At 63.5% G+C, this 14,963-nt stretch carries 14 protein-coding genes; 4 read left to right on the top strand and 10 right to left on the bottom strand.

Going from position 1 to position 14,963, the window contains the following annotated elements; translation table 11 throughout:
- The first annotated feature begins 436 nt into the window (after window positions 1-436).
- Window positions 437-1,336: a glyoxalase gene (locus EGY12_RS22340; protein WP_172962946.1), complete on the top strand. Its 900-nt coding sequence runs from the start codon at window positions 437-439 to the stop codon at window positions 1,334-1,336.
- Between the two features lie 41 nt (window positions 1,337-1,377).
- On the top strand, window positions 1,378-2,667 hold the full coding sequence (locus tag EGY12_RS22345) for an alginate export family protein (protein WP_123895411.1): 1,290 nt from the start codon (window positions 1,378-1,380) through the stop codon (window positions 2,665-2,667).
- Window positions 2,668-2,707: 40 nt separating this feature from the next.
- Here EGY12_RS22345 and EGY12_RS22350 read toward each other — a convergent pair whose 3' ends face one another.
- From EGY12_RS22350 to EGY12_RS22375, 6 genes are all read right to left on the bottom strand, one after another.
- The gene (locus EGY12_RS22350) at window positions 2,708-3,760 is read right to left on the bottom strand and encodes a nitronate monooxygenase family protein (protein WP_123895412.1); all 1,053 of its coding nucleotides are present in this window, start codon (window positions 3,758-3,760) and stop codon (window positions 2,708-2,710) included.
- A gap of 96 nt (window positions 3,761-3,856) precedes the next feature.
- Window positions 3,857-5,467 carry an MFS transporter gene (locus EGY12_RS22355; RefSeq protein ID WP_123895413.1) on the bottom strand — a complete coding sequence of 537 codons (1,611 nt, stop codon included), beginning with the start codon at window positions 5,465-5,467 and terminating at the stop codon, window positions 3,857-3,859.
- Window positions 5,460-5,885 (bottom strand): DoxX family protein, encoded by a 426-nt coding sequence (locus tag EGY12_RS22360; protein WP_123895414.1) that lies wholly within the window; start codon window positions 5,883-5,885, stop codon window positions 5,460-5,462. The genes EGY12_RS22355 and EGY12_RS22360 overlap by 8 nt, the downstream gene beginning before the upstream one ends.
- Before the next feature lie 9 nt (window positions 5,886-5,894).
- Window positions 5,895-6,725 (bottom strand): alpha/beta fold hydrolase, encoded by an 831-nt coding sequence (locus tag EGY12_RS22365; RefSeq protein WP_123895415.1) that lies wholly within the window; start codon window positions 6,723-6,725, stop codon window positions 5,895-5,897.
- Between the two features lie 142 nt (window positions 6,726-6,867).
- On the bottom strand, window positions 6,868-8,262 hold the full coding sequence (locus tag EGY12_RS22370; RefSeq protein ID WP_172962947.1) for an MFS transporter: 1,395 nt from the start codon (window positions 8,260-8,262) through the stop codon (window positions 6,868-6,870).
- Between the two features lie 174 nt (window positions 8,263-8,436).
- On the bottom strand, window positions 8,437-9,627 hold the full coding sequence (locus EGY12_RS22375; RefSeq protein ID WP_123895416.1) for a sugar transporter: 1,191 nt from the start codon (window positions 9,625-9,627) through the stop codon (window positions 8,437-8,439).
- A gap of 268 nt (window positions 9,628-9,895) precedes the next feature.
- Here EGY12_RS22375 and EGY12_RS22380 point away from each other — a divergent pair, with 268 nt between their 5' ends.
- A complete protein-coding gene (locus tag EGY12_RS22380) occupies window positions 9,896-10,582 on the top strand; it encodes an aspartyl/asparaginyl beta-hydroxylase domain-containing protein (RefSeq protein WP_123895417.1) in 687 nt (228 codons plus the stop codon).
- Window positions 10,583-10,599: 17 nt separating this feature from the next.
- Here EGY12_RS22380 and EGY12_RS22385 read toward each other — a convergent pair whose 3' ends face one another.
- A complete protein-coding gene (locus EGY12_RS22385) occupies window positions 10,600-11,547 on the bottom strand; it encodes an aromatic alcohol reductase (protein WP_123895418.1) in 948 nt (315 codons plus the stop codon).
- 86 nt (window positions 11,548-11,633) lie between these two features.
- Between EGY12_RS22385 and EGY12_RS22390 the strand changes: the two genes are divergently transcribed.
- On the top strand, window positions 11,634-12,056 hold the full coding sequence (locus EGY12_RS22390) for a helix-turn-helix domain-containing protein (RefSeq protein ID WP_123895419.1): 423 nt from the start codon (window positions 11,634-11,636) through the stop codon (window positions 12,054-12,056).
- Window positions 12,057-12,085: 29 nt separating this feature from the next.
- On the opposite strand, the gene EGY12_RS22395 is transcribed toward EGY12_RS22390, so the two are convergent.
- The 3 genes from EGY12_RS22395 to livM are packed head-to-tail and all read right to left on the bottom strand — an operon-like array spanning window position 12,086 to window position 14,957.
- Window positions 12,086-12,802: an ABC transporter ATP-binding protein gene (locus tag EGY12_RS22395; RefSeq protein WP_123895420.1), complete on the bottom strand. Its 717-nt coding sequence runs from the start codon at window positions 12,800-12,802 to the stop codon at window positions 12,086-12,088.
- Window positions 12,799-13,674 (bottom strand): ABC transporter ATP-binding protein, encoded by an 876-nt coding sequence (locus EGY12_RS22400; RefSeq protein ID WP_025303490.1) that lies wholly within the window; start codon window positions 13,672-13,674, stop codon window positions 12,799-12,801. The genes EGY12_RS22395 and EGY12_RS22400 overlap by 4 nt, the downstream gene beginning before the upstream one ends.
- The gene (livM, locus tag EGY12_RS22405) at window positions 13,671-14,957 is read right to left on the bottom strand and encodes a high-affinity branched-chain amino acid ABC transporter permease LivM (RefSeq protein ID WP_123895421.1); all 1,287 of its coding nucleotides are present in this window, start codon (window positions 14,955-14,957) and stop codon (window positions 13,671-13,673) included. Before livM ends, EGY12_RS22400 begins: the two co-directional genes overlap by 4 nt.
- Window positions 14,958-14,963: the final 6 nt, after the last annotated feature.

Consider the following 14,963-nt stretch of genomic DNA (forward strand, 5'->3'; position numbering starts at 1 on the left):
TTTCATTTTCCGCTTATTCGTATTTACTCAACAAGTCATATAAAAATTTGATGGGCGGCAATTCTTTTAATGCTGTATTTATATTTAGACGGCAATGAAGACCGTAAACTCAGCTGGCTAATACGATATATCCCATCAAGGAGATAGACCGTTATGGATTATCCTCGATTCACCTCAACACGCGACGAGGCGGGCCTTATTCTCATCGCTGCCCCTTAGCGACAGCGGGCCCGGCCGCCAAAGGCGCCCACCGTTCTTATGCCAATAAAAAGAGAGATTCTGCACCTGCGCGATATTCGCTTGGGCGCCAGACGCTCGCCCTTATTTAATGTTTCACGACGCACATTGCGTTTTTCGTTTTTATTTTTCAGCCGACGGGAAAGCTCATAGCAAATTACGCTTCACTCAGGAAAATCACCGCTACCAGGAGGTCATCATGCAACATATTATCGGTATTTCTTCTCGTCGGCTGAGGATATCGGCCCTTGCGCTGCTTCTCCCGGCAATGTCCTGGGCGGCCGATACGGCGTCTCTCGCCGTAGGGCCGCAATATGACACCACCCATGTCTACGTCGAACGCGGCAAGATGGATGCTTTTATCGACAGCATCCTGAAAACCTTCGGCGGCACCAGCACCGAACGCGTGCTGGTCAACGTCACGCCCACGCCGAGCGAAACCTACTCCCAGCTGATACTGACGCCGGCCGGCAGCTTCTCGGTGTTCGATTTCAAAACGCCGATCCCGCACCCGTTCGGCACCGAGCGCAACGGTTTTCTGGTCAGGGATATGGACGCCGCCATCCGCCAGGCCAGGGCTGCCGGCGCCGATGTGCAAGTTGCACCTTTCGACGATCCGATCGGCCGCGACGCGGTGATCCAGTGGCCCGGCGGCGTCAACATGCAGCTCTATTGGCACACCAAGGCGCCCAACTACAAGCCGCTGCTGAGCGTGCCGGAAAACCGCCTGTATCTCTCCGCCTACCGCGTCGACGATTTCCTGAAAAGCTACCAGGCGTTCTCGCACGGCAAGGTCGTGAGCGACGAACTGGTCAGCGATACGGCGATCGGCCGCAGCGACAACGGCAAGATCCGTCAGATCGAACTGGACTCCCGCTTCGGCAAAACGCGCATTTTCGTCACCGACGGGCATCTGCCTTATCCGTTCGGCCATGAGCGCACCGGCTATGGCGTCGACGATCTGCCTGCCACGCTGGCCAAAGCGACGGCCAGCGGCGCGCAGGTGCTGTGGCGTTCGACGGCGGCGGAGCGCCGCGCCTCGGCGCTGGTGCGTTTCCCCGGCGGCTACATCGCCGAAATTCACCAGACGGTTAAATAAACCCAAGGCGCGCTGCGGCGCGCTTTTTTCTTCGGATATCCATGATGAAACGCATGCTTCCCGCACTGTTGCTGTTCTCCACGCTCCCCGCCCTGGCGGCGGAACCCGCCGCTTCGCCCTGGAAAAACATCCCGTTGGGTGATGCGGCCACCTTGTCTTTCGACGGTTCACTGCGCGAGCGCTATGAATGGACGGATCAACGAGATCTGAGCGGCGGACGCGACGACACCTTCATGCAGCGCCTGCTGATTGGTGCGCGCCTCGACTATGGCGATAACTTTGGCGCCTATGTTCAGTTGGGAGCGTCACTGGCCACGCCGCGCGATCGCGGGCGCAAGCCGACCGACGAAGATCATGCCTATCTCGGCCAGGGCTATGTAGACTTAAAACTGCCCACCGCCTACGGCCTCGGCACCCTGCGGGTCGGCCGCCAGGAGGTTGCGCTGGGTTCGCTGCACCTGATGGGCACCCGCGACGGCCCCAACGTGCGCCGTTCTTTCGACGCCATCCGTGCCAGCTGGGTCAAGGATAAAAACCGCCTCGACGCCTTTATCGGCCATCCCGTCACCCTCAAAACCGGCAGTTTCGACGACGATACCGACAACAGCCAAAAGGTGTGGGGGCTGTACGGCACCACGCCGCTGGCAGCATTGGCGTCCTCGCTCGATCTCTACACCTTCGGCTTTGAGGATAACGATACCCACTACGCGCAGCTCAGCGGGCAAGAGCGGCGCTATACCGTCGGCGCGCGCATTTTCGGCGCGGCGCAGGGGTTCGACTGGGATAATGAAGCTGCCTGGCAGTTCGGCAGCGCAGAACAGCGCGACATACGCGCTTGGTCAGCGTCGGCACACGCCGGGTATACGGTGAGCGACTGGCGCTGGCAACCGCGCTTCGGCGGCAAGATTGGCATCGCCAGCGGCGATAAAAACGGTCATGATGGGCAGCTCAATACCTTTAACGCCATGTACCCCAAGCTGCCCTACCTGACCGAGAACGGGCTGGTGGCGCCGGCTAACCTGATCGCCATCCATCCTTCGGTCACGATTACGCCGTGGCAAACCCTGTCCATCGATTTCAGCTGGGACGCATTGTGGCGGCAACGCCGCGAGGATGCCTTCTACCTCGGGCCGATGCGCCCGGTGAAAGGCAGCGAGCAAGGCTCGCGCTTTATCGGCAACCAGTATCAGGTCGAAACCACCTGGACGCCGCGCAGCGATCTCCAGTTCAAGGTGGCCTATGTCTATTTCGATGTCGGCCACAGCCTGCAGCAGCATGCCGGGCTGAAGAACATGAACTTCGTGCTGGCGCAGGGTACCTACAGTTTTTAACGCCAAGAAAAAGGGCGCCGAACAGGGCGCCCCGCCTGCCTTACAGCGCTTCCAACTCCGCCGCCAGGGTGGCGACCAGCTCCGCCGCCGGCATCGGCCGCGCCAGGCCCACACCCTGCCCGGCCCACAGCGACATAAATTCCCCGCGACCGGCTTTGGCAGCCGCCTGGCGAATATCGCCGGTAAGCGCGTTCTGCACGGGATAAGGCAGGATCTGCGCCTCTTCCGCGCGCATCTGCCGCATGAAATCATTGACGATGCCGCGCGCCGGGCGGCCGCTGAAGGCGCGCGTCAGGCGCGTGCTGTCATCGCCGGCGTTGCTCAGCGCCGCCCGCCAGGCGTCGGCGATGCCCGACTCCGGGCTGCACAGGAAGGCGGTGCCCAGCTGCGCCGCCTGCGCGCCCAGCAAGCGCGCCGCCGCGATGCCGCGCCCGTTCATGATGCCCCCCGCCGCGATCACCGGGATCTTCACCGCCGCCACCACCTGCGGCAACAGGGCCATCAGGCCGACGCAGGATTGCTCGATGTCACCGAGGAAGGTCGGGCGGTGCCCGCCCGCCTCCGAGCCCGAGACGCACACGAAGTCGGCGCCCGCCTCTTCCCAGGCGCGGGCTTCCGCCACCGTGGTGGCAGTGCCGATCACCCGCGAGCCGGCCTTTTTGAACTGCGTGACCGTAGCGCGCGGCAGCACGCCGAAGGTGAAGCTGGCCACCGGCGGCGCAGCCTCCAGCAAGGCCGCGATCTGGTCACGGTTGTTTTCGGCGAATTGGGTGGGGATCGGTGGCTCGCTCAGCCCCAGCGCTTCGCGGAACGGTCGCAGCAGGTGCTGGGCGCGCTTCAGTTCGGCGAGATCCGGGTGCTGCTCGTCAAGCAGAAACAGGTTGATGTTGAACGGCGCGGCAGTCTGCGCGCGGATCTGCTGCACCCGTTCGAGGATCACCGCCGGTGAAAACAGCGCTGCGGCGCACGAACCCAGCGCCCCAGCGTTGCTCACCGCCACCGCCAATGCCGGCGGCGACGCGCCGTTCATCGGCCCCTGAACGATCGGATAGCGCAGCCCAAGCTCGCGGGCAAAAGCAGAAGGTACCGTCATCAATGTGTCTCCCTGTGCTGACTACATTCGTCTTACGGCGGCCGCGCCGCCGAACCGACGAAAAGCATAGCACCTTCTGGCCTGTGAGCCGTGCAGTTAGTGCTTCGCCTGCCGCCTGTCCAGCGACAGGAAGTGATGCACCACCGGTTTCTCCGGCCCAATATGGAAGCGCAGCGCCTCCTGCTGCAGATCGGCGTCGGCGTGCGACACCCGCTGGTGCTGCCGCAGATGCTCCGCCCAGGACTCCACCAGGAACCACTCCATGATGCATTCCGGGTCGCCGGTGTGCTCGGTGATGCCCCAGGCGTAAGCGCCATCGCGGCGGCGCGCCCGCTCCAGCATCAGCAAGGTGCGCAAGAACTGCGGCCGATCCTGTTCGCGGATGCGGTATTCCACCTGAATCATCACCGGGCCGCGATCGTTCTCAACCGGCGTGTTGACCAGCGGCTCCGGCCAATGGTTCGACGGCTGCAGATCGGCCTCGCCGGTTGGCAGCCGCAGGCGGTGGAACAGCAGCCCCGCCGCCAACAGGCCGACGCCGCCGACCAGCAGCGTAGCGGCCACGCCCAACTCCTGCGCCACCAGCCCCCACAGCAGGCTGCCCGCCGCCATCGCACCGTTGAACACCATCAGGTAGATGGCCAGGCCGCGGCCGCGCACCCAATTGGGCAGCACGCCCTGCGCCGCACCGTTGAGCGTGGTCAGCGCGATAATCCAGCCGGCGCCCAGCACCAACAGCAGCACCACCGCCAGCCACTGCGGCGGCGCCAGCGACAGGGCCGCCATCACCACGGCGGTGAGCACCGCCGCCAGCAGCACCAGCCCGTCGGCGTTGAGCCGCTGGCGCAGGCGCGGCAGCACGATCGCCCCGAGGATCGCCCCGGCGCCTACCGCCCCCAGCAGCACGCCGTAAAAACCGGCGCTACCGCCCAGCATGCGACGCGCCACCAGCGGCAGCAGCGCCCAGACCGAGCTGGAAAAGGCGAAGAACACCGCCGCCCGCAGCAGCACCACGTGCAGCTCGCGGCTGGAACGGGCATAGCGCAGGCCGGCGCGGAAGGCGCCGAAGAAGTGTTCCGACAGGCCGCTGTCCTCCACCTTCGGCCGCTTCCACCACAGCAGTGCCGCGATCACCAGCACATAGCTCATCACGTCCGCGCCGTAGGCCGCGCCGGCGCCGAAGCTGGCCAGCAGCAGGCCACCGGCCGCCGGGCCGATGGAGCGGGCGATGTTAATGCCCAGCGAGTTCAGCGCCACGGCGTTTTTCAGCTCGGTGCGCGGCACCAGCTCCGGCACGATAGCCTGCCAGGTCGGCCCCATCAGCGCCGCACCGATGCCGCCGACGAAGGTCAGCGCCAGCAGGTATTCCACCGTCAACGCACCGGTCTGCGACAGCACCAACAGGCTGCCACTGACGCAGGCCAGCAGAATTTGCACGAAGATCAGAAAGCGCCGCCGGTCGAGGATGTCCGACAATACCCCGGCCGGGATCGCCAGCAGGAATACCGGCAACGTGGCGGCGGTTTGCATCAGCGCCACCGCCGAGGGGTTGCTCGACAGGTCGGTGATCAGCCACGAACTGGCGACATCACGCATAAAGCTGCCGACGTTGCCGAGCACCGTGGCACCCCACAGCACCGCAAATAATGGGATTTTCAGCGGTGCGAAGCCGCCCGCCGCCGCCTTGTTTTCCGTCTGTTCAGCCATCCGTTCGCTCCTTCAAATCGTTAAATGCCACCAGCAACAGCGCGCCGGCCAGCCCGAGGTGTTCAAAAAATCCGTTCATCATCTGGCCGCGCTCCGCCCCGTCGAACTGCCAGAACGGATTGGCCATCAGCGTCGCCATCAGGGTAAAACCGGCCAGCGCCAACGCGCCGAGCCAGCGATAAAAGCCGCTCAAGATCAGCGCCGACGCCGCCAGTTCGAGCAGCGTCACCAGCACGGCGAACAGCGCCGCCGGCTGCAAACCGAAGTGGATCATCTCGGCAACCGCCCCTTCGACGTTCAGCGCCTTGACCAATCCCCCCTGGATGTAGGCGGCGCAAATCGCGAGCAGCAATAGCCAACGCACCGCAGGCGCATGCAGCCGCTGCGCGCAGCGGGCGGCGATAGCAGTCAGGTTCATCGCGCCCCCTTAAAACGGCGAATTCTGGATAAAGGCCAGCAGATCGGCGTTGAAGCGATCGGGATCGATCTGCACCAGGCCGTGCGCACCGCCAGCGTAAACATTCAGCTCCGCCTGTTGCATAAGCTTAGCGGCTTTCAGCGCCGAGGCGCCGATCGGCACGATCTGATCGGCGTCGCCGTGTACCAGCAGCGTCGGTTTGTCGATCGCCAACAGATCGGCGGTGTAGTCCACTTCGGAGAATGCGCTCACGCTGTCGTACTGCCCTTTCACGCCGCCCTGCATGCCCATCAGCCAGAAGTGGTCGATCAGCCCCGCATTGCTCTCCACCTCGTCGCAGCGGAAGCCGTAGAACGGCACCGCCAGATCTTTAAGGAACTGCGAGCGGTTGCCCGCCACGCCGCTGCGAATACCGTCGAAGGCCGCCATCGGCGCGCCTTCCGGGTTGGTCGGCGTTTGCAGCATCAGCGGCGGCACGGCGCCCACCAGCACCACCTTCGCCACCCGATCGCTGCCGTGGCGGCTGATGTAGCGCGCCACTTCGCCGCCGCCGATGGCGTGGCCGACCAGAATCAGATCACGCAGATCCAGCGTTTCGATCAGCAGAGCCAGATCGTCGGCGTATTGGTTAATGTCGTTGCCGTGCCAGGTCTGATCGGAACGGCCGTGGCCGCGGCGATCGTGGGCGATCACGCGGAACCCGCTCTGGCCGAAAAACAGCAGCTGGTTGTCCCAGGCGTCGGCGGACAGCGGCCAACCGTGGGAGAACAGGATCGGCTGGCCGCGGCCCCAATCCTTATAGAAAATGCGCGCGCCATCGTGCGCGGTGAGGGTGCTCATGACGTGTTCCCCGCTCGGTATTGAATTGGATTTTGTACCGGGTAACAGTACGGCACGCGCAAAGGCAGTGATAACGGAATAATTTTCGCATGATCGCGAGTTTTTTTGCTGAAGAGGCCGGCGTCGCCGCCGGCGTAAAACGTCAGATGTTTTCCAGATCGATACCGCGCGTTTTCGGGCCGAACAGCCCGATCACCAGCATCACGATCAGCATGCTGGCGACGATAAACGCGATCACCCCCAGCGAGCCGCCGTACTGCAAGATAATGCCGATGATGATGCTGCTGAATACGGTCGACAGGCGGCTGAAAGAGTAGCAGAAGCCGACGGCGCGGGCGCGAATGTGGGTCGGGAAGATCTCGGATTGATAGGAGTGGTAGCTGTAGGTCAGCCAGGCGTTGGACCAGGTGATGAAGAAGCCGCACAGGATCAGCCACAGCGGGTTGTTCTGCAGCGCGAACAGCGAGCCGAAGATCACCGTTACCAGGCACGACAACACGATCTGCCACTTGTTCTCCATCTTGTCAGCATAGAAGCTGCACAGCAGCGAGCCCAGCGGGTAGGCCAACGTGATGAAGAAAGCGTACAGCAGGCTGTGGGTGACCGAAGCGCCCTTGCCCGACAACAGCGCCGGCAGCCAGTTGCCGAAACCGAAGAAGCCGATGGCCTGAAAGAAATTCATCACCACCAGCATCAGCGTGCGATCGCGGTACTGCGGCGCCCAGATGTCGCGAAAGCGGCCGCGCAGCGGCGCACCCTCGGCATCGTCAACCGGGCGCGACGGAAAGTCCGCAGGCGCCACGCCGCAGCGCCGTTCCATATCCCGCATCACCAGCCGGGCCTGCGCATAGCGCCGCTGCTGCACCAGCCAACGCGGCGATTCCGGCAACCCCTTGCGCACCAACCAGATCACCAGCGAGGCCAGCGCGCCGGCGATCACCACATAGCGCCAGCCGCTCAGGCCCCAAATCGTCTGTGGCACCAGCCACCAGGACATCAGCGCCACCGCCGGCACCGACAGAAACTGCACGAAGAACGCGAAGGCAAAAGCCCGGGTGCGCAGATGCGCAGGCACCCACTCCGTCAGGTAGGTATCGATGGTCACCAGCTCGATGCCGAGCCCGACGCCCACCAGAAAGCGCAGAAAGATCACCCACTCCGCCTGCTGTTGAAACGCCAGCAGCAGCGAGAAGGCACCATACCAGATCAGAGCGAACATGAAGGTGGCGCGGCGGCCGAAACGATCGGCGTACGGGCTCAGCAGGCTGGCGCCGACGAACAGGCCGAGAAAGGTGGCGGAAGCGAAGGCCGCCTGGTCCGACACGCCGAAGACGCCCTGTGCGCCGGTGTGGAAAATGCCGTCGGCGATAAGACCGGTGCTGATATAGCCGGTCTGGAACAGATCGTAGAGTTCGAAAAAGCCGCCCAGCGACAGCAGAATGATAAAGCGCCACAGGCCGGCCGACGCGGGCAAGGCGTCGATTCTGGCCGCCAAATCCCGCGCATGGATCGGCGACGCCGCTACAGAGTCACTCACCGTTAACCTCGCATTAACATTTTTGATGACTTTCTATGCTAGCGAAGCGGCGTCGGAGTTAAATTTTTAATTAGCAGACTATGAAAAAAAGTTAAGCATAAAACGCTGCAGCAGCCTGTTTTATCGCAGGAAAATACAGCGCGGGATGCCGCAGCGGCATCCCGAATCGGTGGCTTAACGGCTGGGGTGCTGCTGCAGCCGTTCGCTGCGGTAGAAGTTCAGCAGGCACCAGCCGAGGGCGATCAGCGCCAGCGGCGCGGCAACGAAGCCGATGTTGCCCATGCCCAGATGCAGGCTCACCTGGTTGCCCAGAAGCGCGCCGCTGCCGATGCCGAAGTTGTACAGGCCGGAGAAGATCGCCATCGCCACGTCGGTGGCGTCCGGCGCCAGACTCAGCACTTTGGCCTGCATCGACAGACCGATGGCCATGATCGCCATGCCCCAGAAGATGCACAGCACCGTCAGGTGGCTTTCGCTGCCGGCGGCCGGCAACAACAGCAGCAGGCTCAAGGCCAGCAGCGCGATGGCACCGATAAAGAAACCGGAAGGAAAACGCTCGCTGTAGTGGCTGAACAGCAGGCTGCCGACGATGCCGGCGGCGCCGAACAGCAGCAGCATCAGCGTGGTGAAGTTCTCCGACAGCCCGGCCACGGTCTGGATAAACGGCTCGATGTAGCTGTAGGCGGTGAAATGCGCCGTCACCACGATGACGGTCAGCATGTACAGCGCCACCAGCGCCGGGCGTTTGAACAACAGCGGCACGCTGGCCAGCGAACCGGAGTGTTCGCTTTTCAGCACCGGCAGCAGACGCCACAGCAGCACCAGCGCCAGGGTGGCGCACACCGCGATGCCGATAAAGGTCATGCGCCAGCCGAGCAGCTGCCCCACCACCCGCCCGAGCGGCAGCCCGAGCACCATCGCCAGCGCGGTGCCGCCCGCCAGCAGGCTCAGCGCCTGGGCTTTCTTGCCCGGTGGCGCCACGCGGATCGCCAGCGAGGCGGTGATTGACCAGAACACCGAGTGCGCCAGCGCCACGCCGGCGCGCGAGATGACTAATGTGGTGAAGTTCCAGGCCACGGCGGTCAGCACGTGGCTGGCGATAAACAGCATGAACACGCCGATCAGCAGCTTGCGGCGCTCGATTTTGCTGGTCAGCAGCATGCACGCCAACGAGGCGGCGGCGACGATCCAGGCATAAATGGTAATAATCAGGCCGACCTGTTCGGTTTGCATCGAGAAGCTGGCGGCGATATCGCTCAGCAGACCGACCGGAATAAATTCGGTGGTGTTGAAGATAAAGGCCGAGACGGCGAGGATAACCACGCGCAACCAGGCGGTTGAGCGCGAAACGGGAGCGTGTTCCATGGTAAACAAAATCCGGACAGGTGCGGGCAAGTAGCGATATTTTAACCAACCGGCTCGCTAAATGCGATATGCGTCACACTTTAATTGTGTGGTTTTTTTCGCCGCATTTCGACACATTCGCAGACACACGGTTGCACAAATGCTGTGCTAATCTATTGAAGCGTACCAATTTTTCCTGCCGCTCTTCCCCTACGGCCGCCGCAGACGACGCGCCGCGCCGAAGAACCGCGCGCAGTGTCCATTTGGCGTTTTCTGAGGCGAGGTCATTATGTCCGCGATTTATGATTGGTCCGTGCTCGCATTGCGCAATGTTTACGATCGCCGCATTCAGGGCAAGCCGGTGCTCGACAGCGCCGCGCTGTTCCCCGACGCCGAACGTTTCACCGCCCAATGGCGGCAGATCCGCGAAGAGGCGCTGACCGTCGCCCACGATCTGCACAATATTCCCCGTTTTCACGAGATCATGATCCAGCAGGAGTCGATCTCCGCCAACGACGCGCGCGACTGGCGCATGTTCATCATGAAGGCCTACGGCCAGCCGATCGCCCGCAACCTGGCACGCTGTCCGACGCTGGCGACGCTGATCGCTTCGTCGCCGGACGTGCTGTCCGCCTCGCTCTCCTTCCTGGCGCCCGGCAAGCAGGTGCCGCCCCACCGCGGGCCGTTCCGTGGCATTCTGCGCGGCTATCTGGTGCTGGACATGCCCAAACGCGCCGACGGGGTGCCGGCGGCGGTGCTGAAAGTGGACGGCCGCGAATACCGGCTGCGCGAGGGCGAATTCATGCTGTGGGACGACACCTTCGAACACGAGGTATGGAACGACAGCCCGCAGGTGCGCACCGTGCTGTTGCTGGACATCCGCCGCCGCGACATGCCCGGCGGGCTGCGGCTGCTCTCCAGCGCCATCATCGCCCTGGTGCGGCTGAACGTGCGCTGGATGCAACGCCAATTCTGAGTGCGGCGCTCAGGCGATTAACCGTCATGAGCGGTCGCCCATTGCTGCGCCAACCACTGCTCGGCGGTGGTGGTGGTTATGCCCTGGCGCGCATTGAAGGTTTTCGCCTTATCCCAGGCCACGCCATCGGGCCGGGCGAAAGCCAGCCGGTATTTGGCGCCGACGTCATGCGGATGGTTCCGCACATCCTCCCGCAACCGCTCTTTGTCCAACAGGACTCTGTTGACCTCAACACCCCAGTGCGCCTGCATGACATCGGCAAGCTCGCGGTAGGTCAACGTGTCCCCGGCGATATAGACCACCTGGTTGCGAAACGCGGGCCGATGGAAAAAAATCGCGGCCGTCAGCCGGCCAATGTCCTCGGGGGTGGTCAGCGTCACCGCGTAGTGCCAGTCGCCCAGGGCGCGCACGGTTTTGCTTTCCGCCTCCACCACGCCAAAACCGGGCTCAAACAGGTAGCTGGTGAAAATGCCCGTGGAAACGATCACCCACTCCGTCGCACTCTGCGCACGCAGCAGATGGCGCACTTCGAGCTGTTCATCCCACACCTGTTGCCCGCTGCCTGTGCCGACAACATCGTAGTCCACGCCGAACTGCCACGGGAAGTAACGCGCCACGCCCGCCTGCAAAATGGCCTGGGTGATCTTTATCTGCGTGCCCGCCCCGCCGACAAAGCCGCTGCAGTTAATCACCGCGTCAAAGCCGCGCAGCAGCGCGCTCAGCTCATCCACGCTGTTTTGCTGCAGATCGCCTTCCACTACGGCGATACCGAGCCGCGCCAGCTCATCCCGCCGCGCCCGATGCGGGCCCGTGACGGCGCGGGCGGCCTCCGGCCGGAGCAGCACGCTGATTTTTAAAGAGTGATGTAACCGGGCCTGCCGACTCATCGCGCGCAATACCGGCAGCCCCAATTCACCGGCGCCGAGTATGAGCACGGTATTGATGGATAGATTTGTGGATTTCATTCTTGCCTCCTCTCCTGACACTGCGCCATCCTGACAGCTGACAAAAATGGGTTCAATTAGGTACACGCGTGATACCGGAGAGGAATATGGCGAGCGATCGGGAAGCGCTGCTGCAATTTTCGCAGGCGTTCTGTGAAGAATTGAGCAACGACGATGAAGGATTGAAGCGCGAGATCCTCGCGCATGCGGGCAACCGTTGGTCGCTGGGGGTATTGCATATCCTGGGCACCCAGGGGCCGCTGCGCCACGGCGAGATAAGTCGCCGATTGGCGAGCGTCACGCAAAGAATGCTGACGCGGACGCTGCGCCATCTCGAGCGGGACGGGTTGATATCGCGCTGCGATTATCAGGAAAAACTGCCCCGTGTGGTTTACACCATCACCGCGGCGGGGGAAGAGATGCTGCTCAACATGCTGCCGCTCTGGTCGTGGATTATCTCCTCCGCCGACGCCTTCAGGGCGGCGCGCTCGCACTACGATGACCAAGAGCGCAACGCCACCGAGGGATGAACACGGGCCTCCCTGCCCGCAGGCGGCGCTCAGCCGCCGCCCAGATAGGCCTTTCTCACCTCCGGATCGTTCAACAGTTCCTGCCCGCTGCCGGTGAGGCGGATCTGGCCGTTGACCATCACATAGCCGCGATCCGACAGCTTCAGCGCATGGTTGGCGTTCTGCTCCACCAGAAACAGCGTCATGCCGCTGCGGGTCAACTCGCGCAGCACGCCGAAGATCTGCCGCACCACGATCGGCGCCAGCCCCAGGCTCGGCTCGTCCAACAGCAGCAGCTTCGGCCGGCTCATCAGCGCGCGGGCGATCGCCAGCATCTGCTGCTCGCCGCCGGACAGAGTCATCGCCCGCTGATTGCGCCGCTCCTTGAGGCGTGGAAACAGCTCGAACATGCGCGGCAAGTCCTCCGCCAGATAGCGGTTGCCGACGGTGATGGTGCCCATCAGCAGGTTTTCCTCTACGCTCATGTCCGGGAAGATGCGCCGCCCTTCCGGCGCCTGCGCGATGCCGCCGGCGGCCACGTAGTGCGTGGAGCGGCGGCTGATGTCCTCGCCGCCAAACAGGATCTGCCCGCCGGCGATGCGCGGCTGGCCGAAGATCGACATCAACAGCGTGGATTTGCCCGCGCCGTTGGCGCCGATCAGCGCCACCGTCTCCCCGGCGTTGACCTGCAGCGACACCTGGCGCAACGCCTGGATCGGCCCGTAAAACACGTCCACTTCGCGAAATTCCAGCATCGCTTCGCTCATCCCGCCAGCTCCTCTTCGTCCGCGCCCAGGTAGGCGGCGATCACCGCCTCATTGTGCTGAATTTCCTGCGGCGTGCCGCGGGCGATCACGTCGCCGTGATCGAGCACGATCACCCGATCGGAGATCTCCATCACCATGCCCATGTCATGCTCGATCAGCAGCACCGTGATGCCGTGATGCTGCCGCAGGAAACGGATGATGCGGCTCAGCGTAGCCGTTTCCACCGGGTTCAGCCCGGCGGCCGGCTCGTCGAGGCAGATCATCTCCGGCGCAGTGCACATGGCGCGCGCGATCTCCAGCCGCCGTTGCTGGCCGTAGGACATCTCCCCCGCCAGCCGGTTGGCGCAGTCCACCAGATCCACCACCTCCAGCCAGTAGAAAGCGTGATCCAGCGCGGCGCTCTCCGCCCGACGGTAGCCCGGCGTGTTCAGCACCCCGGCGATCAGGTTGCGGTTGCTCTGCATGTGTTGCGCCACCAGCAGGTTCTCCACCACCGACATTTCGCGAAACAGGCGGATATTCTGGAAGGTGCGCGCCAGCCCGGCGCGGTTGACCAGGTGGGTACCGCCAAACATCTTGTAATAGAGGCGCGAACCGAGCCGCTTCGGGCGTATCCAGTCGCCGGCGCGAAACTTCTGCCCCAGCACCTGGATCACATCGGTCGGCCGTTTATGAGTATTGAGCAGGATCGCGCCGCCGGTAGCGCGGTAGAAGCCGGTCAGGCAGTTGAATACCGTGGTCTTGCCGGCGCCGTTGGGGCCAATCAGGGCGGTGATGGAGCCGCGTTCCACCTCCAGATTGACGTCATTCAGCGCCTTGATGCCGCCAAAGCGCATCATCAGGTGCTCCACCCGCAAAATGGCGTCGCTCATGGCGCTACCCCCTTACGCTCGGCGAAGCTGGCGCGGCTGATGCGTACCAGCCCGCGCGGCCGCCAGATCATCATCGCCACCATCAGCACGCCGAACAGCAGCACCCGGTATTCGGCGAAGCTGCGCAGCAGCTCCGGCGCCACCGTCAGCACAAAGGCCGCCAGCACCACGCCGAGGGTGGATCCCATGCCGCCCAGCACCACGATCGCCAGGATGAGCGCCGACTCGAAGAAGGTAAACGAGGTCGGGTTGACGAACCCCTGATAGGTGGCGAAAAACACCCCCGCCAGCCCGGCGGTGGAGGCGCCCAGCATAAAGGCCGACAGCTTCACCAGCACGTGATTCAGCCCGAGGGAACGGCAGGCGATCTCATCCTCGCGCAGCGCCTCCCAGGCGCGGCCGATCGGCATGCGCGTCAGCCGGTGCTTGATGTACAGCACCAGCAGCACCACTAAAAACAGCACCGCATAGATGAAAATGAACTTGAGGTTGGGGTTGTAATCGATGCCAAGAAACTCGTGGATCGGCACCCCACCATCTTTGGCGCGGCGGCCGAACTCCAGGCCGAACACCGTCGGCGCCGGCACCGAGATGCCGTTCGGCCCACCGGTGAGCGACATCCAGTTGTTCAGCACCAGCCGGATGATCTCCCCGAACCCCAGCGTGACGATCGCCAGGTAGTCACCGTGCATGCGCAGCACCGGAAATCCCAGCAGCGCGCCGGCCAGCGCCGCCATCAGCGCCCCCAGCGGCAGCATCGCCCAAAACCCCAGCCCGAGATACTGATAGCCCAGCGCCAGTCCGTAGGCGCCGATGGCGTAAAACGCCACGTACCCCAGATCGAGCAGCCCCGCCAGCCCGACCACGATATTCAGCCCCAAACCGAGCAGCACGTAAATCAGGCCGAGTATCGCCACCGTCAGCAGGTATTTGGTGGCGACGAACGGGAACAGCAGCGCGATCGCCGCCATCAGCGGCAGGATCCAGCGCAGGTTGGATTTATAGCCCAACGGCCGCACATAAACGCCGTCGTTGCCGCCGTCGAAGCGCGCCAGCACCCTGCGCCCCGGCGCGGTTTGCAGGAACAAGCTCAGCAGCAGCCGCCCGGCCATCACCGCGACGATGATCCACACCAGGCGGTGCGGTTCGAAGTTGAAGCTGTAGCCGTTCAGCACGATGCCGACGATCGGCCCGAACACGATCAGGGCGATCAGCCCGGCCAAGACGGCGTCCAGCAGGCTGCGTTTAACGTTCAGCCCGCCGTTGATCACGGATTGCGACATGGCGTT

The organism is Serratia sp. FDAARGOS_506 (assembly GCF_003812745.1).
In the GTDB taxonomy this organism is placed as follows: domain Bacteria; phylum Pseudomonadota; class Gammaproteobacteria; order Enterobacterales; family Enterobacteriaceae; genus Serratia.